The organism is Methylotenera sp. L2L1, assembly GCF_000744605.1.
GTDB lineage: Bacteria > Pseudomonadota > Gammaproteobacteria > Burkholderiales > Methylophilaceae > Methylotenera.
The window spans coordinates 2,602,493-2,624,617 of the sequence record NZ_JQMG01000001.1 but is presented as its reverse complement, the minus strand read 5'-3'; the positions used below and the strand labels follow the sequence as shown (position 1 = coordinate 2,624,617).

General features: G+C 39.4%; 21 protein-coding genes and 1 tRNA gene. 18 read left to right on the top strand and 4 right to left on the bottom strand.

All coding sequences use genetic code 11. The features are described 5' to 3' along the window. The first annotated feature begins 40 nt into the window (after positions 1-40). The 3 genes from FG24_RS12295 (at position 41) to galE (ending at position 3,883) form a co-directional block, all read left to right on the top strand. Complete coding sequence (locus FG24_RS12295) at positions 41-1,882, top strand: TolC family outer membrane protein (protein ID WP_432205669.1); 1,842 nt, start codon at positions 41-43, stop codon at positions 1,880-1,882. Positions 1,883-2,149: 267 nt separating this feature from the next. Beyond that, a tRNA-Leu gene (locus FG24_RS12290) sits at positions 2,150-2,236 on the top strand. 627 nt (positions 2,237-2,863) lie between these two features. Further along, positions 2,864-3,883: a UDP-glucose 4-epimerase GalE gene (gene galE / locus FG24_RS12285; protein WP_036303723.1), complete on the top strand. Its 1,020-nt coding sequence runs from the start codon at positions 2,864-2,866 to the stop codon at positions 3,881-3,883. 102 nt (positions 3,884-3,985) lie between these two features. On the opposite strand, the gene FG24_RS12280 is transcribed toward galE, so the two are convergent. Beyond that, complete coding sequence (locus tag FG24_RS12280) at positions 3,986-5,419, bottom strand: DUF839 domain-containing protein (RefSeq protein ID WP_036303721.1); 1,434 nt, start codon at positions 5,417-5,419, stop codon at positions 3,986-3,988. A gap of 298 nt (positions 5,420-5,717) precedes the next feature. Between FG24_RS12280 and FG24_RS12275 the strand changes: the two genes are divergently transcribed. The 14 genes from FG24_RS12275 (at position 5,718) to FG24_RS12210 (ending at position 18,753) form a co-directional block, all read left to right on the top strand. After that, positions 5,718-7,109: an undecaprenyl-phosphate glucose phosphotransferase gene (locus tag FG24_RS12275; protein ID WP_036303719.1), complete on the top strand. Its 1,392-nt coding sequence runs from the start codon at positions 5,718-5,720 to the stop codon at positions 7,107-7,109. A gap of 187 nt (positions 7,110-7,296) precedes the next feature. Next, on the top strand, positions 7,297-7,836 hold the full coding sequence (locus FG24_RS12270) for a DUF4114 domain-containing protein (RefSeq protein ID WP_051901553.1): 540 nt from the start codon (positions 7,297-7,299) through the stop codon (positions 7,834-7,836). A 191-nt stretch (positions 7,837-8,027) separates the two neighbouring features. Continuing rightward, positions 8,028-9,167, top strand: a complete 1,140-nt coding sequence (locus FG24_RS12265; RefSeq protein WP_036303716.1) for a sugar phosphate nucleotidyltransferase — start codon at positions 8,028-8,030, stop codon at positions 9,165-9,167. 108 nt (positions 9,168-9,275) lie between these two features. Continuing rightward, positions 9,276-9,728, top strand: coding sequence for a type II secretion system major pseudopilin GspG (gspG, locus tag FG24_RS12260; protein WP_036303715.1), 453 nt, complete (start codon positions 9,276-9,278; stop codon positions 9,726-9,728). A gap of 10 nt (positions 9,729-9,738) precedes the next feature. Beyond that, positions 9,739-10,920 (top strand): type II secretion system F family protein, encoded by a 1,182-nt coding sequence (locus tag FG24_RS12255; protein ID WP_036303713.1) that lies wholly within the window; start codon positions 9,739-9,741, stop codon positions 10,918-10,920. After that, positions 10,917-12,668: a GspE/PulE family protein gene (locus FG24_RS12250; RefSeq protein ID WP_081880989.1), complete on the top strand. Its 1,752-nt coding sequence runs from the start codon at positions 10,917-10,919 to the stop codon at positions 12,666-12,668. The genes FG24_RS12255 and FG24_RS12250 overlap by 4 nt, the downstream gene beginning before the upstream one ends. After that, positions 12,649-13,464, top strand: a complete 816-nt coding sequence (locus FG24_RS12245; RefSeq protein WP_051901552.1) for a hypothetical protein — start codon at positions 12,649-12,651, stop codon at positions 13,462-13,464. Before FG24_RS12250 ends, FG24_RS12245 begins: the two co-directional genes overlap by 20 nt. Further along, the gene (locus FG24_RS12240; protein ID WP_036303712.1) at positions 13,461-14,009 is read left to right on the top strand and encodes a hypothetical protein; all 549 of its coding nucleotides are present in this window, start codon (positions 13,461-13,463) and stop codon (positions 14,007-14,009) included. The genes FG24_RS12245 and FG24_RS12240 overlap by 4 nt, the downstream gene beginning before the upstream one ends. Positions 14,010-14,013: 4 nt before the next feature. Beyond that, positions 14,014-14,583 (top strand): hypothetical protein, encoded by a 570-nt coding sequence (locus FG24_RS12235; RefSeq protein ID WP_051901551.1) that lies wholly within the window; start codon positions 14,014-14,016, stop codon positions 14,581-14,583. Beyond that, positions 14,583-15,215: a hypothetical protein gene (locus tag FG24_RS12230; RefSeq protein WP_051901550.1), complete on the top strand. Its 633-nt coding sequence runs from the start codon at positions 14,583-14,585 to the stop codon at positions 15,213-15,215. The genes FG24_RS12235 and FG24_RS12230 overlap by 1 nt, the downstream gene beginning before the upstream one ends. A gap of 12 nt (positions 15,216-15,227) precedes the next feature. Beyond that, a complete protein-coding gene (locus FG24_RS12225; RefSeq protein WP_081880988.1) occupies positions 15,228-17,294 on the top strand; it encodes a secretin N-terminal domain-containing protein in 2,067 nt (688 codons plus the stop codon). Continuing rightward, entirely contained in the window at positions 17,291-17,797 is a 507-nt protein-coding gene (locus FG24_RS12220; RefSeq protein WP_036303710.1) for a type II secretion system protein, read from the top strand. The genes FG24_RS12225 and FG24_RS12220 overlap by 4 nt, the downstream gene beginning before the upstream one ends. 52 nt (positions 17,798-17,849) lie before the next feature. Beyond that, positions 17,850-18,260 carry a type II secretion system protein gene (locus tag FG24_RS12215; RefSeq protein ID WP_051901549.1) on the top strand — a complete coding sequence of 137 codons (411 nt, stop codon included), beginning with the start codon at positions 17,850-17,852 and terminating at the stop codon, positions 18,258-18,260. After that, complete coding sequence (locus FG24_RS12210; RefSeq protein WP_088178475.1) at positions 18,247-18,753, top strand: type II secretion system protein; 507 nt, start codon at positions 18,247-18,249, stop codon at positions 18,751-18,753. Before FG24_RS12215 ends, FG24_RS12210 begins: the two co-directional genes overlap by 14 nt. Before the next feature lie 93 nt (positions 18,754-18,846). Here FG24_RS12210 and FG24_RS12205 read toward each other — a convergent pair whose 3' ends face one another. Both FG24_RS12205 and FG24_RS12200 read right to left on the bottom strand, forming a co-directional pair. Further along, positions 18,847-19,359: a hypothetical protein gene (locus FG24_RS12205; protein ID WP_036303705.1), complete on the bottom strand. Its 513-nt coding sequence runs from the start codon at positions 19,357-19,359 to the stop codon at positions 18,847-18,849. Positions 19,360-19,591: 232 nt separating this feature from the next. Beyond that, complete coding sequence (locus tag FG24_RS12200; RefSeq protein WP_235189777.1) at positions 19,592-20,179, bottom strand: lytic transglycosylase domain-containing protein; 588 nt, start codon at positions 20,177-20,179, stop codon at positions 19,592-19,594. Between the two features lie 153 nt (positions 20,180-20,332). Between FG24_RS12200 and epsA the strand changes: the two genes are divergently transcribed. Continuing rightward, a complete protein-coding gene (gene epsA / locus FG24_RS12195; RefSeq protein ID WP_081880987.1) occupies positions 20,333-21,184 on the top strand; it encodes an XrtB/PEP-CTERM-associated transcriptional regulator EpsA in 852 nt (283 codons plus the stop codon). 50 nt (positions 21,185-21,234) lie between these two features. On the opposite strand, the gene FG24_RS12190 is transcribed toward epsA, so the two are convergent. After that, positions 21,235-21,972: a DsbC family protein gene (locus FG24_RS12190; protein ID WP_036303701.1), complete on the bottom strand. Its 738-nt coding sequence runs from the start codon at positions 21,970-21,972 to the stop codon at positions 21,235-21,237. Positions 21,973-22,125: the final 153 nt, after the last annotated feature.

Sequence of the window (22,125 nt, the reverse complement as noted above, 5' to 3'; positions counted from 1 at the left end):
TCATTTATTGTTAATAAGTCTAAGTGTAATGACAGCCACTATGGCAAATGCTGCAGAGCCATTAATTAGCTTAAAAGATATGGTTGAAAAAACAATTACTTCAAATCCTGAAGTTCAGGCCAGATACCATAAATTTTTAGAAGCAGGTTACGAACAAGACACTGTTCGCGGGGGCTTTTTACCACAAGCTGATGTGGTGTCTACTTATCGCAAACAAGAAGAGCTTGTAAGAAACACTGGTAATACACAAATACCACGCATGAATAACGAGTTGGTATTAAGACAAATGATTTTTGATGGTTTCGCAACCAGCAGTGAAGTAAAGCGTCTAGGTCATGCTAGTCGAGTTCGCTACTTTGAATTGCAAAGCACGATGCAGACTACAACCTTAGAGTTTATGCGTGCGTATCTGGATACATTACGTTATCGAGAGTTAATGCAGTTTGCAAAAGATAACTATGTTATCCATAAGCAAATGTTTGACCGCATTCAAGAGCGTGTGAATGCAGGTGTTGCTCGTAAAGTTGATTTGGAACAAGCGAGTGGTCGTTTAGCGTTGGCTGAAGCTAACTTGCTGACTGAAACTACCAATATGCACGATGTGACCGCTAGATTACAGAGATTGTATGGTGAATTGCCACCTGAAACCTTAGAGGTGCCGACCATTTCTAGTGCTGGTGTAGAGCCTAGCTCAGAAGAGGCATTAAAGCTAGCATATAAACAAAATCCAGACTTGTTATCAACCATTGAAGATATTCAAGCTAAAAAGAATGAGATTAAGACAAATGAGTCTCGCTACTATCCTAGGTTAGATTTACAAGCACGTAAAAACTTAGGCACAAGTTCTGACGGACGTTATAGCAATAGTGCTGCAGATTTGCTTGAATTAACCATGAATTTCAATTTATTCAACGGTTTCTCTGATAAAAATTCGATTAGCACTGCGGCTCAAAAACTTAACGGCGCACAAGATATACGCGATAAAGCGTGTATTGATACTCGTCAGATTGTGTCTATTGCATATAACGATATTAAGCAGTTAACAGAACAGCGCATTTACAGAGGGCAGCATAAAGCATCTATTGAGAATGCACGTGAGGCATATCGTAAGCAATATGATATTGGTCAACGTACTTTGTTGGATTTATTAGATGCTGAGAATGAATACTTTCAAGCAAAGCGTAGTTTGACAAATACTGAGTATGACTTGCAATTAGCTTATGCAAGAACCTATGCCGGCCAAGGTGAGTTGTTAAATAAAATTGGCGCAAGACGTGGAAATTTGCCTGAGTATGCACGTGAAGAGTATTTGGATAACGAAAACGTTTGCCATGCAGTCGCACCAGTCCAAATTCAAATAGATAAAGCTGCTTTGGTGGCGGATGCTAAGCCATTAGCTAATATATACCCATCAATGGCTAAACCTGTCTCACCTGTTGCAGTGCCTGCCGTGGCGCCCGTTGCAGCTCAAGCTTGTAATGTTCAAGGCATTACCGATCGTGTGAACGACTGGGCTAGTGCTTGGCGTCAAAAAGATGCAGATCGCTACTTACGATTTTATGCAGATAAATTTTCACCCGAGCCACCATTGGACAAAGCCGCATGGGAAAAGCAACGTCGTCAACGTCTTAGCTCTAACGGTAAGATCGGCTTGAAAATTGAAGATTTACAAGTCAGTTGTGATGGCGATACTGGAAAAGCTACTTTTAAACAGGTGTACACTTTAACGACGTTTAAAATTAAAAAAGTGGCAGATACCTCTTGTGAAGTTTGTAATATGCAGCGTACCCCAACTATTGCTTATCAAGATAATACTAATAAAGAGTTACAGTTCCAAAATGAAAGTAGTGATTGGAAAATTACACGCGAGCTAGTTAAGTAATTTTAGTTGCTCAAGTCATTTAGTTTGAAATAGTTTAAAAGTCAAACAATAGATCAAACAAAGCGCACCCTAATGATATTAGCGGTGCGCTTTGTTTTTTTGAGCTTACTGGGCGTGGCTAGGCACGGTTTTTTGGAGTTGCATGTGTAAAAATACTATTGAAAATGCAAATTTAGAAAAATAATTAAAAAATGATGAAATATTTCTGCAAAATTTTCAGTAATTGTTATAGAATACGCACCGTTGTTTGTTCTACACCTTCCATCCGCCCGGGTGGTGAAATTGGTAGACACAAGAGACTTAAAATCTCTCGCGCGTAAGCGTGTGCCGGTTCGACTCCGGCCCCGGGCACCAAATTAATAATTGAAATAATTTCTATTTAAATAGAATATTAATTGCGTTTCAATTTCTTCCTGTTTTTTTATTTTTTTACTCTGCAGTGTGGCAAAGTTGTGGCAGAGAAATAATCTATTTTTTAGTATCAAATTAAGTATCGATAAGTCTCGACAAGTTAAATAAATTTTTAACTAGTACCTCCTGCTATTTCGCGATTAGTAAATTATTGCGCTATCTAAGATTAAGGCAGTTGGCTATAACTCTGCTTTTAAGTCGATTAGTTGCTGGCCCTGAAGCAGATGTCAGGAACAACTAAGCGGGCGACACTTATAGGCACTGGCCACGGACAATAAGAGTTGTTGATTAGGTGTTACAGCCAGTCGTCACCGATCTTACATATCGATATATTGATTATATTAAGATAAGCCCAAAGAAAACTATCTTACTTTGGCCAATGTGGTGCCCGCCCTAGTTTGACTTGGGTTAAGGCCTAATTGTGTCTAGCGACCCCTCATCAATTTACTATTGGCTATATTTGAATTAAAAAAACTGTTGTCAATAGTCTTATATGACTATAGAAAAAAATATTTCCGTATAACTACTTGGGTAATGTCTAAATCATCATAAACAAAATGAATTTACATTATGGCTATTTTGATTACTGGTGGTGCAGGCTACATCGGCTCACACACTTGTTTGCAAATGATAGAAGCAGGGTATGAAATTGTAGTTGTAGACAATTTATCAAATAGTAGAATTGAGTCAATTAATCGAATAGAGAGAATTTCGGGAGTAAGAATCAGATTTGTTCAAGCCGATATTCGCGACAAAGCAGCAATGCGAATGGTTTTTGAAAGATATGATATATCAGCAGTAATACACTTTGCAGGCCTCAAGGCGGTAGGGGAGTCTAATCAGAAGCCGCAACTCTATTATGATAATAATGTAGTTGGTAGTTTGAACTTATTTGAAGTAATGAATGAATTCAATGTTAAAACTATTGTTTTCAGTTCTTCTGCCACTGTATATGGCGATCCTCTTTCTGTACCGATTAAAGAGCATTTTCCGCTTACTGCAACTAATCCGTATGGGCGAACAAAGTTGATGATCGAAGATATTTTACGTGATTTACATGCAGCCGATAATACATGGCGAGTTGCGTTACTACGATATTTTAATCCCATCGGTGCACATAGTAGTGGCTTGATTGGTGAAGATCCTAACGGGATACCAAACAATTTATTACCATACGTATCTCAAGTTGCAGTTGGACGTTTACCTTCACTGCGTGTGTTTGGTAACGACTATGCTACACATGATGGTACAGGCGTAAGAGATTATATTCATGTGGTTGATTTGGCTGACGGGCACGTAGATGCAGTTGACTACTTGTTAAAAAAAGAAGATTTCATCACATTGAATTTAGGCACTGGCAAGGGATTTAGTGTGTTGGATGTGGTGCAGGCTTTTTCAAAAGCAAGCGATAAATCTATTCCATATGAATTTTTACCAAGGCGCATGGGCGATGTGGCGATCAATTATGCTGATACGAAACTAGCGATGGAGCTATTGGGATGGAGCGCAAAAAGAAGCTTGGACGAAATGTGTAACGATACTTGGAAGTGGCAATCAACTAACCCCAATGGCTATGACAAGGTTAAGTAACTTAATCTAACTAAAGTATAAAGTTGAGTCCAATACTGCCAGTGATTTATTGCATGAAACTCTATTTGTGACCATTTCCCATCACAATAAACACAAGCTGGGTTATTTATTAAGTTTTGGTGTAGGGCCTGTTAACAAATAAACTTGACCGCCTTCTACCAATTCACCTTTAATTGCATAGTGTGCTTGAGTTACACCTATATAATATTTTTTGCCATCCCGTCTTCCAATAACTTCAGTAACGTCAATAATGCCTGAGTTTTCCTCATCTTGAGTGAGAAACTTGGGCGCACCTGGGATGAAGCGACTACGATCAGATTCAAACGCTTGGGTCCAAGTGTTAGCTACAAGATCAAATTTCCAGATTTTGCTAATATAGGCGTTGTTGCCAGAATCTTCCTGAATCATGATGTTACCTTCGGTATCAACTGTCATGTTGTCGAAGTTTCTAGCGGTTTCGCCATCAGTGCCGAGAAGCGTTGCGGAGTCTTTTACCATTGAAATAGTGCCGCCAGACATATTTTTGTTGAAGTCCAGTTTGTATAATTTAGCAGAACCGCCTGCAGCAGTACCTGTTGTTGCAAAATAAAATGTATCAACATCTGCCCAATGACCATCTTCTGGACGTGCGAAACTTGTAATATCTTTAGTATTGCTTTCAACTTGTAGAGCAGCACCTGTTTGGTCATAATTGACAGGTTCAAGTGTGAAGGTACCGTTGATTGCTTCTGATTCAGTTATGACGGCGTTGACTTTAACGCCGTATAAATGACCATTAGTTAAGCCAGCTTTGTCTATCTCGTTGCCAGTATTGGTTTTAGTACCTTTATATATGTAAACATGACCTGGTGTTGAATCATTTGTGCCAATTACGATGGTTTGGTCGCCAGAGTATGGGTTTGCCAAGTTGTTTTCAAACGAAAAATTACCCATGCGTGGTAATTCATAGGCAGTGCCTTTGTTAGCACCACTCGCAATAAACGCGTATGCGCGGCCTTCTGAACCATTCTCTTCACCATTCATCATGATGCGTGATTGTGTTCCCAACCCTGTGCTTGCATTATAAAAAGCAGATACTGCTGGCAAGTCGCCAGAACATAGACGTGCAAAGCTTTTAGCTGTGCCTGTTGCTGCTTGGTAACCAGTACCACTCCATATTTGGTGGTTAACAGCCAAGTCATTACCGCTGACTAGAGCTAATGTATTTTTATTGATCTTAAACTCTGAAACAAATGCTCCGGTCGCACCGTGCGAGCGAACTGCACCTAATCCAGGCCCTAACTCGTGGTTCATTAATAATGTGAACGTGTCATCACCGTTGTCATATGCGCCTAAGCCATCTGGGATGCCAACCATTTTGAATCCGTTTGTGGCTTGATCGCCAACTGTCATTATTGAAGTTACCTCCCAGCCTAGGGCTGTAGGGGTAATGTATGGTGTTTGTGAGCTAGTTGGGCCTTGTGCAGCAAGTGTAATATTTACATTGAATAAAAAAGACAAGTTGATTACAAATGCTATTAAATTAATTTTCAACATTTTCTTTTCCGGAAATATATGACAGTGAGCGTTTAGTTTAGGTAAGTGCCTAATTTTAAGCGAATACTTATTAAGCGAATACTTAGCTCAGAAATTTAAATAGTTAAATCATGATTAACTAGTTTTGTTTCAAATGGTTTGAGTCTAATAGGCCGATAGGCTCATAGCCAGATTGGCTGATTAAGATATTGTTTTTAATAGACACTTCACAACACATTTTTAACACAAAATACATATTAACGTCATATTTGTAATCTACATTGTGTATCTTTAGTGAGACATACTTTAAGCATACACAATGAGATTCCAGCAGCAACTAAGTTTTAACAAGGCGCTAAATTTTCATACGTTAATCAAAATATTGATTGATCCAGTGTTAATGATTGCCACGTTGTTGTTTTTTGCAGTTTATTATGAAGATAAACTAACGTCGCAATACGTGGTTCTTTCAATTATGTTGTTTGCTTTGAGTTTTCCTGGATCATGGCAGAAAGCTAGCAGTTTTTATGAGGAGATTGCTAATACCATTGGTCAATGGATTGTTGTGGTTGGTATTTTACTGTTTTTTGGATATGCCACGAATTATTTGAACCAATACCCACAGCAAATCGTATTGCTGTGGGTATTGGTTACTCCGGTAGTGCTGATTTCTGCGCATCTTTTGGTATCTAAGTATTTGACTAGCCAATATTTTATCGAGAGTGTTAAAAGAACAGCAGTGATTATTGGTGTGAATGAGTTAAGTCATCAACTACACGATAGGATTAATAGTAGTGCTGAATTAGCTATCCAAGTGAAAGGTTTTTTTGATGTTGTGTCAGAAAATAGCTTCTCCCAACTTCAGGTAACTGGAAATCAGTTAATAGGTTCTGTTACTCAGTTACCTAGTTACGTAAAATTAAATAAGATAGATCTTATATACATCGCTTTACCTCCGTCACTTCATGAGGAAATACTTACTGTCTTAGATGATTTAAAAGATACTACGGCATCAATTTATTTCGTTCCCAATTTTTTTATAGCTGATTTGATTCAGGCTCGTATTGATGATATTGATGGCATGCCAGTGGTTGCTGTTTGTGAAACGCCATTTTCCGGATTTAATGGTATTGTCAAAAAGGTAAGTGATTTAGTTTTGGCTAGCATTATTCTCTGTTTGATTTCCCCAATATTAATATTATTGAGTATTGGTGTTAAATTGAGCTCACCAGGCCCAGTACTCTTTATGCAAAGACGATATGGCTTGGATGGACATGAAATTGTTGTATACAAATTCAGATCGATGACCGTGACTGAAGATGGTGAAAAAGTCACGCAAGCTAAAGTGAACGATAAAAGAGTGACAAAGTTCGGAAAATTTATACGTAAAACATCATTGGATGAATTGCCACAATTTATTAATGTACTGCAAGGGCGAATGAGTATTGTAGGGCCTCGTCCTCATGCCGTAAGCCATAATGAAATATATCGTAAAGTGATTAAAGGCTATATGGTGAGGCATAAAGTAAAACCTGGTATTACTGGCTGGGCTCAGGTGAATGGGTTTAGAGGCGAAACGGAATCAGTTGATAGCATGAAGTCTAGAATAGAATATGACTTAGACTATCTGAAAAAATGGTCATTATCGTTAGATATCAAAATTATTCTCAAAACAGTATTGCTGGTCTTTAGGGATTCAAAAGCCTATTAATTAAAGATTAATTTTGTATCTACTGCGTTTTGTCACAATCTCACAACCCATTAGGGTTAATCTAGTCTGTATGGACTAGATTTCACCCTCTTTTAAACTATCCCTGTAACAATAGGTAGATATTCTGCATGCATGTTTTTGTAATTATTAATTAAGGACATTCAGCGTGAGACTATATTATTTCGTTGTGACATTAGCATTGATGTTTTTGGCCAGCCCGGTATTTGCGAGTGAGAAAAAGCAAAATGTATTTAAAGCCCCAACTGCGAGCAGCTTGTATGTTGCTAGTGCTGGTGAGGTTGTTGTGACTTTTCTTTCTAAATCAGCAGCATACTCAAGTAACCTTTTTTTGGAAGGGTCATCTACAGCAATTTTCAATAACCAAACTGCAGTAAGCGGGCAGCAGTTTTCCTTAGGTAGTTTTAAAGCTGGTACAGAGCTTGTATTTAGATTGTTTGTAAATAACACTGGATATAGTTTTTACAATGGGGAAAGAAAAAATAACCCAGACAATAAGTTGCATACTGCATATAAGAAGTCTGGTCATCATTCAATGATTGTAGGATTTGAAGATACTTTTAAAGGTGGCGATAAAGACTATAACGACGTTATATTTTTAGTGAATAACGTCACGATTCGACCAGCAGTGCCGGAGCCTGAAGTATCTGCATTGATGCTTCTTGGATTGCTTATGTTAGGTACCTCTAGACTTAAGAAGGCAAAGTAATTGACTTGATGAATGAAATAAAGCGGCCTAATTAGCCGCTTTTTTATTTTGATATGGTGTTGTTGTTTAATAGTAAACCGTCATAAACGCTTAATAATTCACATCTATAGTTTTTATGTTGTTTCAAATAGATTGCCATTCTTATCACGTGAATGATGAGTTAACTCTACAAGTTTAAGAAAGATTTAATAATGAAAGCTTTGATCTTAGCCGCAGGTAAGGGAACTCGGGTTAGACCGCTAACTTATGAGCTTCCAAAACCAATGATTCCGATTTTGGGTAAACCTGTGATGGCTTACTTGATTGAGCATTTAGCTAAACATCAAGTGAATGAAGTGATGGTCAATGTTAGTTATCTGCATGAAAAAATCCAGCAGTATTTTGGCGATGGGCAACGGTTTGGTATTGAAATTGGTTACTCGTTTGAAGGGGATATCAGTAATGGGAAGATTATTCCAAGCCCAGTTGGTTCTGCTGGTGGTATGCGCAAAATCCAAGATTTTGGGAAGTTTTTCAATGAAACGACAATAGTGATATGTGGTGATGCAATTATTGATTTAGACATCACAGCTGCCGTTGCAGAACATCGTAAGAAAGGTGCATTGGTAAGTTTGGTTGCGAAAGAAGTGCCGATGGATAAAGTTTCCGGATACGGCATTGTCGTCACGAATGATGATGGGAAGATTATCTCATTTCAGGAAAAGCCAAATCAATCTGAGGCGCGATCTAACTTGGCAAGTACGGGAATTTATATTTTTGAGCCTGAAGCATTGGATTTGATTCCATCTGGAAGTACGTTTGATATTGGGTCTGACTTGTTCCCGCTACTTGTAGATAAAAATTTACCGTTTTATGCAATTAATCATCAATTTAACTGGATTGATATTGGATTGGTTTCTGATTATTGGGAAGTGATGCAGCAGGTAATGCAAGGTGAAGTGCCATCTATGAGTATGCCAGGTAAACAAGTTAAGCCTGGTATATGGGTAGGTTTGAATGTCTGTGTGGACTGGGAAAATACAAAAATACAGGGGCCAGTATATATTGGTTCTGGTACACGTATTGATAAAAGCGCCGAGATAATTGGGCCAACTTGGATTAGTAATGGCTGCCATGTACAACGCGGTGGGAAAGTGAAGAAAAGCGTATTGTTCGAGTACACAAGAGTTGGGCAAGACTATAGTTTTGATGAAATGATTGTGTGTGGTGAGTATTGCGTAGACAGGCATGGAAGAATGATGCATGTAGATGACGATACTTGCGATTTGATTTGGTCGGATGCAAGAGAAAAGGTCATTTACCCGATGAATTATGCACAAGCTAGAATCTAGCTACTACTATATAGATTGATTTGTGACAAAAGTGTCATAAAACTGAAACTCTATTGAAAACAATATTCACTAGAATTGACATACAAATTACATTGTGTGCATTCTATTATGATAAATCTAGATAAGTCTGAGGATTCCAAACTTTACAACCAGCACTCAAGATGTAGCGGTTTTACGTTGCTTGAGCTATTGGTTGTGATGGTGATTATTGGTTTGCTTGCTGGTTATGTCGGGCCAAAATATTTTGAGCAAATTGGTAAGTCTGAAACTAAGACTGCACGTGCGCAAATTGACTCACTTGGTAAAGCGTTAGATCAGTACAGAATTGAAGTGGGTCAATATCCAAGTTCTGAGCAAGGTTTAGCAGCGCTCAATAAAAACCCCAGTAACGATCCTAAATGGTCTGGTCCTTACCTTAAAAAAAGTGTACCTAACGACCCTTGGAATAAGCCTTATCTTTATAAGTATCCGGGTGAGCATGGTGACTATGATCTTTATTCGCTAGGCAAGGATGGTCTGCAAGGCGGCGCTAAAGAGTCTGAAGACGTTGTGAGTTGGTAGCTGTGTCTGAATGAACTATCAAGTTAAAGCGCTGAAGGGAAGGGAAATTGTGCTTTTAAGCATATCGGCTATCCATGCTGATGATGCCTTTGCCCAAGTTCAGGCTAGAGGTTACACGCCAATAGTAGTTCAAACAAAAAAACACACTTTGTCTGAAGGTGTTAATAAAAAATTTCCACTTGAATTATTTAGTCAAGAGTTACTTGCACTGCTGGAAGCCGGGCTCAACCTTGTCGAAGCGATTGAGACTTTAGCTGAAAAAGACCAAGGTGGCGAAGTTAAGCGAACGTTAGATACATTGCTGCAAGCGCTATATCAAGGTCAAACATTCTCATCAGCATTGGAAATGCAATCAGCAGTATTCCCTGTACTTTATATTGCCACTGTTCGTGCAAGCGAGAAAACTGGTGATTTGCCAGAGGCGCTAGGTCGATATGTAAGTTATGAGCAGCAGTTGGGGTTGGTCAAGAAAAAGATTGTTTCTGCATCGATATACCCAATTTTACTGATGGGTGTTGGTGGACTAGTGATTTTGTTTTTGCTTGGTTTTGTCGTGCCTAAATTTAGCAGAATCTATGAAGGTACTGGTGATAACTTACCTTTTTTATCACAAGTGTTACTTGCATGGGGTTTGTATCTAGAAAACCATGGTAAAGAGCTGTTGATGATGACGTTCATTAGTCTAGGTGCTTTGGGATATGGCCTATCTCAGGCAGCAGTGAGAAAGTGGATGATACAAATCATTTGGCGTATACCTACACTAGGTGATCGTCTTAGGGTTTTTCAATTGGCGCGATTCTACCGCACGTTAGGAATGCTGTTAAAAGGCGGCACATCAATCATAGTCGCCATGGAGTCCGTCGCTGGTTTACTTGATGCGTCTTTGCAGCAAAAGATGAAACAGGCTTCTTCTGCTATTAAAGAGGGGCAAACTATTTCTCTAGCGATGGAGCAAGCTGGATTAACGACACCTATTGCCTTACGCATGCTGAGAGTAGGAGAGCGTGGAGGGAAAATTGGTGAAATGATGGAAAGGATTGCCTCTTTTTATGATGACGAACTGGCACGTTGGATAGACTGGTTTACCAAGCTTTTTGAGCCAATTCTTATGTTGCTGATAGGTTTGGTGATTGGTGTTGTAGTTTTGTTACTCTACATGCCAATTTTTGAGTTGGCGGGAAATATACAATGACCAACTTATCAGTTATCGAGCAGGATTATTTTGCCAATACTCACTTTACAGAAAATGATGCTGCTAAAGTGACAATCAGTGCGGATCAAATCCGCCAAGCAAAATTAATTGCAACAGCTCAGCAACGACGTATTGTGGAAGTATTGGAAGAGCTCACTGGTTATGCGCATGATGTGTTCCTCGATGCGTTAAGTCAATCGCTACATTTCACATCGATACAGATGAAAGAGCTGCATGCTTTAAGTGTGGCGTTCGATATTATTCCATTCCAAAATGCTCAACATAAAGAGTGTTTAGCCTTTTATCCTATTGCAGATAGCTCAACACAGAGTCTGATATTAGTGTTTGCAGACCCTTTTAACGAAAGCTTGCAAGAATGGGCGATTGAACATATCAAGCAGCCATTTTCATGGCATTTGGCACATCGTAATGATATAGCAGCATTTCTAGCTAAGCATGAGGAAACGATGCGCGCTATGGATGGATTGCATGAAGATGCACATACATCAGAGGCTGATTTGGATGAGGCTGTTGCCAACCTGTCATTAAAATCAATTAATGAAGACACCAATCCAATTATTAAGCTAATAAACTCTACGCTTTACGATGCATTAAAGGTAGGCGCTAGTGACATACATTTGGAGAGTTCTAATGCTGGGCTTTCAGTAAAGTACAGAATTGATGGTGTCATTACTGGTATTGGTGGTATGCAAGGCCTTGAAAATGCTGATCAAGCAATATCCAGAATCAAAGTCATGGCTCAGCTTGATATTGCAGAGCGCAGAACACCTCAGGATGGTCGATTTAAGGTGATTGTCCAAGGTCGGGATGTGGATTTTCGTGTTTCTATTATGCCAAGTGTATTTGGTGAAGATGCGGTTTTGCGTGTACTTGATAGAAAAGCGCTCTCTGAAGAGGCGCAAGGCTTAAGCCTGCAGGCGTTAGGGTTTGATAAAAAAATCATCACTCAGTTTCGTCGTTTAGCGAGTGAGCCATACGGTATGGTGCTAGTGACTGGACCTACTGGCAGCGGTAAAACCACTTCACTTTATGCGGCGATATCTGAAGTGAATACTGGGCATGACAAAATAATTACAATTGAAGACCCCGTTGAGTATCAGTTACCAGGCGTACTACAAATTCCAGTGAATGAGAAAAAAGGGCTAACGTTCGCTCGCGGTCTACGCTCTATCTTACGGCATGATCCTGACAAGATAATGGTCGGTGAAATTAGGGATTCTGAAACAGCGCAAATTGCCATTCAGGCAGCACTTACAGGCCATTTGGTCTTTACAACGGTTCACGCCAATAACGTGTTGGATGTGATTGGCCGCTTTATTCATATGGGGGTTGATCCATATAACTTTGTATCTGCGATGAACGGCATTATGGCACAGCGTTTAATACGTGCAATCTGTACTCATTGTGCAGAAGATTATCAGCCAGACGAGCAGCTTTTAGAGGATTCTGGCATTACGCCATTGATGAAATCAACGATGAACTTTAAGCAGGCGAAAGGCTGTGGGCACTGTCGTGGCACTGGCTACCGCGGTCGTAAGGCGATTGCAGAGTTACTTATTCTAAATGATGAGTTGCGCGAAATGATTGTTGCGCGCGAACCTATCAGGAAATTAAAAGAAGCAGCTAAACGAAGTGGTATGCGCACGATGCGTGAGGCGGCAATTGAGGCTGTTGGTAACGGACTTACAACTTTGCAGGAGATCAATCGTGTCACTTTTATCAGTTAATCAACTATTAGCGGTGTTAGGGACGGATAGTGTCGCCGTTGTTAGTCGATTAAGAGGTTTACATAATCGAATACTTGATCAGCAGCATATGAACTTTATTCAAGAGTCGGAAGAAATAGCATGGAATCGAGCGGTTATTAAGCTTGATGGGATGCTAGCCTCAATGCTGGTTAAACCAAAGGCAAAGCTCCAAATTACTTTGGCAAGTGATTTTGTGAGGTATTTATCGCTACCCCCGCAGCAAGTGGCTATGAGTAAGTCTGAAAAAACTGCCTATGCAATAGCTTCCTATCGAGATGTCTATGGCGCAGTGGTTGATGAGTGGGAAATTAAATTACATGATGCGCCAAACCATATAGGTACGATTGCTGCTGCGATTGATAAAAAACTATTAGATGCTCTCAAGCAGATTTCAAAAAAGTATCAATTAAACTTAATCAGTGTTCAGCCATACCTAATGACCGTTTTTAACAGCTTATCTAGTCAGATAGCTAAAACCAATGGGTATCTGGTAATCGTGGAGTTTAAACGATTATTGTTGATTAATTTGAATCAAGGTAATTGCCAGAATGTGCGTACTTATCCACTTGCAAACGGTTGGCAAATAGAATTTAAAAGCCTAATGATGCGCGAGTTGTTTTTGGCGGAAACCAATCATCGTGAAATATTAGTATATGCACCTACCCAAAAAAATATTGCGATTAACGCGATAGAAGGCTGGCAGATAAAGCGTATTAGTACCTTAAAAAATACATTGAAAAACTATCAGTTTGCAATGCTTGAGGCCTCGGTATGAGCTTAAAGCTAGAGCTGGAATTTATTGATCACTCACCATTTTCATTTGCCCGCTTAACTTGGCTTGGTTTAACTATTTTTCTTGCTGGAGTATTGCTACTGTTTTTCACATGGCAACTTTATGAAAGCAAGTTAAATGCGCGCAATGCTGCTGTGTTAAGACTGACCGATCTAAATGAAAAAGATCATAAAGCGGCACAGGTGACTACTGTGCGTAAGGACATACCACTAGAAACAAAAAAACAGATTAAAGCAACTGTGGAGGCTTTAACGATACCTTGGAATGAATTGTTAGTTGCTGTAGAAAAGTCTGATATACAAGATGTTGCAATTTTAAGTTTAGAACCAAACCGAAAAAAAGAGCAAGTCATCTTGAGTGGGGAGGCTAAAAACTTGCAGGCTGTCATTGATTATATTAACCGACTAGAAGAGCAAGTTATGTTGTCGAAAGTATATCTCCAAAAGCATAGTGTGGATGAAGTTAGTACATCTAAGCGGACAAGGTTTACTTTGATAGCTCAGTGGAACTCAGCAGAAGTGCAATAGCACCATGAGAAAATTAAACACATCTTACTTGAATTGGGTATCCAACTATTGTGCAAAAAGCTTGGGTATATGGGGCTTGTTAGGGCTTACTTTAGGTGTTTTCAGTCTACTAATTTATCTGACTAAAATGATGGATGTAGATAAAGAATTAAATCTAGCTTTAGCTCAGTACAACCAGTTACAGACTAATAAGCCTGTGCCGGCTCAAACCATAGCTGCTCCTGCAGTGACTACAGAGCAAGAGGTTATTGATTTTTATCACTCATTTCCGACTGGTGCAAGCTTATCTAAGTTACTCGGACAGATTGATGATAGTGCAGTAAAGCAAAGGCTTGTTCTGAATCGTGGTGATTACAAACTGATACAAACTAAAGAAGGCAAGTTGACTCGTTACGAAATAGTGCTACCAGTGATTGGAAAGTATTCACAGATTCGCCAGTTCTTAGTCGACATACTATACAAGATACCCACAATAGCAGTTACCGATATGCAGATTAAGCGAGAAAGCTCTATCTCGCCAATGGTTGAAGCTAGGGTTGTGTTTGTTTTATTTTTGCAAAGTGATCAGTGGTAATGGCTAACATTGCTTCCGATACAAAAGTGAAAAAGACTAACAAGTTTTTGATGTTGGTTTTATTCATCACTTTAGCTACAACCGTGTGGACAGCACTGCAAGAAGATGAACCCGTAGATGATATCACCGTTTCAAAACCCTCAAGACCGCACCGAGAGGTATCTGTCAGCAATGAATCAACAGCTAATAGGCATCAAAAAAGTGCGGGCTCAGCCGTGAGCGTTTCATCAAGTAATGAAACGCTTATTCCTTGGCATAAATTGAAGCGTGAACCATTATCTGCCAGACCTTACGATTTATTTAAAGTACATTCATGGGTGGAAATCCCAGTTGTAAAGAAAGTTAAGCCACAACCGCCTCCGCCTCCAGTTGCACCACCTGCACCGTTTACGTATGTTGGAAAACTTGAAGACTCTCCAAAAGGAACACAAGTATTTTTGATGTCAAACGGCAAACTTTACGCTGTAGTGCAGGGTGAAAAGATAAACCAGCAATGGCGATTTGAATCGGAAGATGCAAATGTGCTGCGACTAAATTACCTACCACTTAATTTGGTTCAAATATTATCAAAATCTGCAAAGCCCTTAGCTTCAGCAGAAAAACCACTCGCTATCGCTGAGTTGATTCAGTAAAAGGACTTACGCATGACGTTTAGCAATAAAGTGTATTCATCTCAGCATACTTATCGGGCTTGTTTTTTTGTCATGGTGTTCATGACGCAGCTATCAAGTTGTGCATTTGCACCTTGGGAAAAATCGATTGATAAGCTTAAAACACCTGAAGCACAAGTGGCTGAAATGAGAAAAGAGGCGAGTAATCACCCTGAAGCAAGTATAAAGCGTAAAAATCTATTAGTCACACAAGAGTTAGCAGCTACAAAACTGCTTGTTCAAGCAGAGCAAGCTAAATCAAAAGGCTTATTTACAGAGGCCATTGGCCTTTATGATCGTGTACTAGGATTTTTGCCAGAGGATTCGGGTGCCTTAAATGGAAAGATTGCCGTTGAGCGCGAGGTTGCACAACTCAAAAGACTAGATCAGGCTTCACAGTTAATTGAGAGTAACAAGCTCGAAGTTGCTAGAGAAATCGTGCGAGATATTCTAATAGAAAATTCTCAGCATGCTAAGGCAATAGAATTACAGCAACAAATTAACCAAAAATCGGCATCTACTAAAAGCAAACCAACAGAGCTTAAGCCTCAGTTTAATAAGCCTGTTACGTTAGAGTTACGCGACGTAAATATTAAGGTAGTGTTTGAAGCATTGTCGCGAGCAACTGGCATTAATTTTATTTTAGATAAAGATATTAAGCCCGAAACAAAAGCGACTATTTTTATTAAAAAAGCAAGAATTGAAGATGCCATTGAAATGGTGCTTTCAAGCAACGGTTTGCAAAAAAAAGTTTTATCAGAAAATACTGCATTGGTGTTTCCGAGCACGCAAGCTAAGTTAAAAGATTATCAAGACTTGATGATTCGCAGTTTTTATTTTTCTAACACCAGCGCAAAGCAAGTGTCAGCAATGTTAAAAACAATGCTTAAAACAAAAGATATTTTTGTAGATGAGCGACTCAATATGTTGGTGATGCGTGATACACCTGACGTGATACGAATTGCAGAAAAATTAGTTGCTGCAAATGACTTAGAAGAGCCTGAGGTGATGCTAGATATTGAAGTGTTAGAAATTAGCCGCAGTCGATTGCAAGAGTTAGGTGTTGATTTCCCAAATCGCATCAGTGTAAATAGTCTTATTCCTATCACAACGGTTACTTCAGCAACTGGAGTGCTAGCAAGTTCTACTGTTAATACCTCAACACAATTAACTTTAGAAGGGTTGATGAACCTTAATAAAGGTAGATTAGATGTGTCACCCAATCCTGCGGTTAACTTTAGAAAAGTGACTGGTGATGTCAATTTACTATCAAACCCTAGAATTCGTGTTAAGAATAACGAAAAAGCTAAGATTTTAGTGGGTGATAAAGTGCCCATCATTACCACTACCTCTACTGCCAACGTTGGCATTTCAGAGAATGTCCAATATGTTGATGTCGGCTTAAAGCTTGATGTTGAACCGAGAATTACACTGAATAATTTTGTGAATATTAAAATTGGCTTAGAGGTTAGTTCTTTGGGCGAAAAAACAACCACCAAAAATGGTGCTACGGTTTATACCATTGGTACTCGCAACGCTAGTACTGTTCTACGCCTAAAAAATGGTGAAACACAAATACTGGCCGGCTTAATTTTAGATGATGAACGAAAAAGTGCGAGTAAATTGCCCGGTTTAGGTGATATTCCGTTACTTGGTCGATTATTTTCAAATCAGGAAGATAAGAAAAGTAAAACCGAAATCGTTTTGGCAATTACGCCAAGGGTGATTGGTAATGTCAATCTGCCTCAAGCTGAGGTTTCTGAGTATTGGTCTGGTACTGAAAATTTAATTACAGATAAACCACAGTCGGTAATGCCAACAGGTTCTGGCGCTTTAACGCCTAAAGAGCAATTTAGAGAAAGAATCAGGCAGCAGCAATTAAAGGCAAACCCTGATGGCCAACCAGAAGCATCTTTAGCAACAGAACAAGAGCCAGCACAAGATATACAGAATGTTGAGTCTGGTACTGTTGAGGGCTTAGCATTGCCAGGAACGGCTGATAATGTTCAATCGGCTGTAGAGTCAGTAGCGCCTCCTGCAACATCTCCAGCAGCACCATGAGCGCTTGTTTGAAATCAATGACTAAAGGCTTTACATTGATTGAGCTGGTGGTAACAGTTGCTATTGTTGCTATTTTAGCCAGTGTGGCCATGCCTATGCTGCAGATAACAGTGCAACGGGTCAAGGAAAGTGAGTTACGCTCAAATCTACGCCAAATTCGCGATGCGATTGATGCATACAAAAAAGCGGTGGATGAGGGCCGTATTTTGAAAAGTGTTGAGCAAACAGGATATCCACCAAGTTTAGAGGTTTTGGTGGATGGTGTTGTTGATGTTAAAAGCCCTGATAAATTTAAGATAAAGTTCTTACGCAGAATACCGATAGACCCAATGATCTCTAAGAGTAAGTATGTAACTAGCGATGGTCACGCAGCAGAGCATGGCTGGGGATTACGCAGTTATGCCAGTGAGTTTAATAACCCGGCTGAGGGTGAGGATGTATTTGATGTGTACTCCAAGAGTCAGCAACTAGGTATTAATGGCATACCTTATTCACAATGGTAAAAATCATGTTTGCAATCATTAGTATTAAAAATATACTCGGCATTAAAACAATATGAAGTCATGTTTTTATCAACAGCTAAAAGGTTGTTATGCCAAAGGTAAAGGGTTTACTTTAGTAGAGTTGTTGGTCGTATTATCTATTTTGGCATTATTGCTGACACTTGCTGTGCCTAGATATTTTATTGGTATAGACCGTGCTAAAGAAGCCGCTTTACAGCAAGACCTGAATACCTTACGAGAAAGTATTGATAAATTTTACGCAGATACAGGACAGTACCCTGAGTCTTTAGAGAGCTTAGTAGAGCGGAAATACATCCGTAAATTACCGATAGATCCAATTACCGGTAGCGATGCAACTTGGGTATTATTAGCACCAGAGCCGCCATTGGTTGGTAATGTTTATGATATTCATAGTGGCTCTACAGGCATAGCAAAAGATGGTAGCAAATATGCCGACTGGTAATAGACTAATACAATGTAACAAGAAGCATTCGGGCTTTACTTATATTGGTGTACTAATGTTGGTGGCAGTCTCTGGCATTGGTTTGGCTGGTGTGGGCATTGTTTGGCATCAGGATGCACAACGTGAGCGTGAAAAAGAACTACTTTTTATTGGTGAAGAGTTTCGTCATGCAATTGGTAGTTATTACGAGAGCACGCCTGATAGCGTTAAGCAATACCCAAAGAAATTGGAAGATTTACTCTTGGATAATCGTTTCCCAGTGACTAAGCGACATTTACGTAAGGTATACACAGACCCTTTTTCCTCTGATGCTGATTGGGGGCTAATGATGCAACAAGATCAAATAGTTGGGGTTTATAGCCTATCTGAATTAGTACCAATTAAAACAACAGGATTTTTGCCGCAGTATGAAGCTTTTGGTTCAGCAAAAAAATATAGCGAATGGAAGTTTATATATACAGTAGGCTCAGAGTCTTTTCTTGGTACTAATTAATCGATTACAACATTAATTGATTCTGAAAAACGTGTGTATGTCCGTTTGATTGTTCTAGCCATTGCACATCACCTAAAAGTTAGGTCGATGTGTCTACGTTTTTAAGGCAAGACCAAAGGATTTGGAGCCACGCACTCGGGCACAAGCCATCTTGAGCATGGACCGTAGAAGCATAGCAAGTAAGCTCAATTTTGCCTCGGCATCCAGTTTGCTGTAAACCTTCACCTCACGTTTACTTGCATCTGCCAACTCCTGGTACGCTTGCTGAAGTTGCTGCTTATGGTGAGAAGATAGTGCCGAGTAGATGTTCTCGGCATCGGTAGCGGACAGTTTGTAGTTTGGACGATGGGCGAACCGATTGCGCAACTTACCGAACGCCGAAAGTGGTGCCTTGAGGTCGGCGTGTAAGCCTGCAATGCATGCGAGTAAAACTTTCGTCTCGTAGTCAGCGTTGAGGTCCTTCGAATACTTCTCGTATTGCGGAAGGGCGGCTTCGAGAAACTGCTCGATCCAGTGCTCAATATGAATGTGCGCGCGTATCACGAGGCCAAGATCGTCTTGGCTGTTTATTGCATCGTAGAATTGATCGTCGGAGAGTTTGTTCATGGCATCTAACAGTAATTATAGAAACGGTATGTCATTCTAAAATGATTCTAGACTAGTTAAAATTTAATATTAAGGTTTTATGAACGTCAGCATGGGTACTCTGTTGATACGGGAACTAAGCAGACTTGCAATGTTGGGGTTAAAGGGCCGTTAGGCGTCCAGATTGAATGATGGGCTTATTGACAGAGTAAATGTAATTAAGAAGAGCAGCACTTTTTACTACTAAACTTGCTTATGAATATTCGCGATAAAGCTTTAGTACTTTTGGTACATAGTTTATTGTTTCTTTGTAGGGCGGTATCTGCCCCCTATATTTCATGACTGCGCCTGGTCCTGCGTTATATGCCGCTAGCGCTAGCATTAAATCCCCATTAAACAAGTTCAGTAGTTCGCGTAGGTATTTTGCGCCAGCTAAAATATTCTGCTTTGGATCGTGTTTATCAATTACCTTAAAGCGATGTGCTGTGGCTGGCATAAGCTGCATAAGGCCATAGGCGCCTTTTTTTGAACGTGCACTAGGGTTATGTCTAGATTCAACCGCAATGACTGCATGAATCAAAGCTGGTTCTATTGATGTTTCATGTGCAGCACTGATGACTTCAGTGCTGTATGGGAGGTTGGATAAGTTACTAGAGGCCGGTGGTGTAAGTTCATAAGCTAGTGCAGGTTCTTCAATTTTAAGTGTGTAGCGCAGGTTTAATTGTGTATTACTAATCTGAATTTCATCTGATTGCTCTAAGTTGATTAAAACATCTGCAACTGCAGCGTTAATGACCATTAGGCACAAAGCAGAAAATGTCACTAATAATATATTTTTCATATAGTTATTATTCATTAGAAATGTGACACCTTTTAGAATGTCTCAGTAGTTACTTTTTATTAAGTAGTGAATAAATTCTATGGAAATTATTTTACAAAACTGTAAGAAAAGTACTATCTGGTTTTAATCAAACTGTCATTTAACTAGTTGAGAATGCTTTATGTTAAAAAAACTAGAAGAACCGTCATTAAAACTAATCTAAATTTTGATGCATCAGCAAGCGCCAAAGACGACTTGAGTAACGAGCAGCGTTCTGTTTTTATGGACGTCATTACTGAGTCGTTGCGTGTTTCTCAGCGCATACATCTATTTAATTGGCTACAAGGTGAGTTTCAATATTTGCTTGGACATGAGGTGATGATTTTTGGTATTCGGTCATCTGATACTGACTCATATCATTTTGAGTATTTTACGAGTACGCGTTATTTTAATCAGACTCAATTTTCTAGTGTGATAGAGCATGAATCTGGTTTAATACATCAAGCATTAGACTGTTGGAAGAAAATCACTTTACCTTTATTTGTTTCCAATGAAGTAGAGCCAATGGAAGATGGTCATTGTTCAGTGGTAAATTTTGACGAAGACGCGCTAAAAGAGTCTGAGTTGAAAAGTTTTGTGCTGCATGGGTTTGGTGACAGTAACAGCAAAATATCTAGCGTAGTGATACTTGCTAGATTACACAAACCACCTAGTGGCAATACAGCGCGCATCTTTGAATTGATTATGCCAAATCTGCATTGTGCCTTGATTAGGGTAACAAGCCATCGAGGTAACACGGTATTTGATAACAGCAATATTGCCAGCATTATCACCAACCGAGAATCAGAGATATTGCAGTGGCTACATATGGGTAAAACTAATTGGGAAATATCATCTATTCTCGATATCAGCCCGCTGACAGTAAAAAACCATGTTCAAAATATCTTACGCAAGCTTAATGTGCAGAATCGTAGTCAAGCGGCAGTTAAGGCTGCAAAAGTTGGCTTAATTAAAATGTTGAAATAAAACCTGCAATTGCAGGTTTTATTTTGCCACAACAACTTTACTCTATTTTCCTACTTACTTTCTTTGATGGCAGCTACAAGCTCTTGTGGTGCTTGCGTCTGCTTACCGTTATTCATGTAAATGGTTGGGGTTCCAGCAACACCTAAATCATCAGCCAGTTTTTCATTTGCGGCTAATGGGTTTTCACAGTTTGCTTTTACAGGCGCAATGCCTTTTACCATCCAGTTGCTCCATGCTTCATTTTTGTCTTTCGCGCACCAGATAGACTCAGATTTAGCAACTGCGTCAGGATGTAATTCTTTAAGGGGGAATAAAAAGATATAAGCGGTGTAATCACTAATGCCCATCTTTTCTAGTCCTTGTTCTAGCGTTTTGCAGAAAGGACAGTCTGGATCTGAAAACACTGCAAACTTATATTGACCATTGCCTTTTTTAATCTCAATCGCATTTTTAAACGGCAGGCTATCAAACTTAATCGTCGTTAATTCTTGTAAGCGTTCAGTCGTTAAATTTCTTTTTGTTGCATCCTCTACTAACGACCCTCCAACCATCACGTAAGAAACGGTCTTATCTACATAAAAGATATTACCGTTTGCATAAACCTCATAAACACCTGCTAGTGGAGATAGTTTAATGCTCTTGGCATTTAGCGGTGGCGTTCTTTTCTCTAAATTCATTTTAATCGCGTTGATGTCATCGGCTTCACTTGCATTAGCTAGTAATGATGATCCGCCAAATAATAAACCTACCGATAAAAGTGATGCTAATGCTTTCTTTGAAAAAGTCATACAGGTCCTTTGTACGTTGTAAAAAATGGAGTTGTGGTTAATTCAATTTTTGCATCGTACTTTTAAAAAGTGACGCTAATGTGACTTTGTAGGTGTGTATTAACTTTTATTTACAAAAAAAATGAATGCCGCTCACTACACATTTTGATTAGT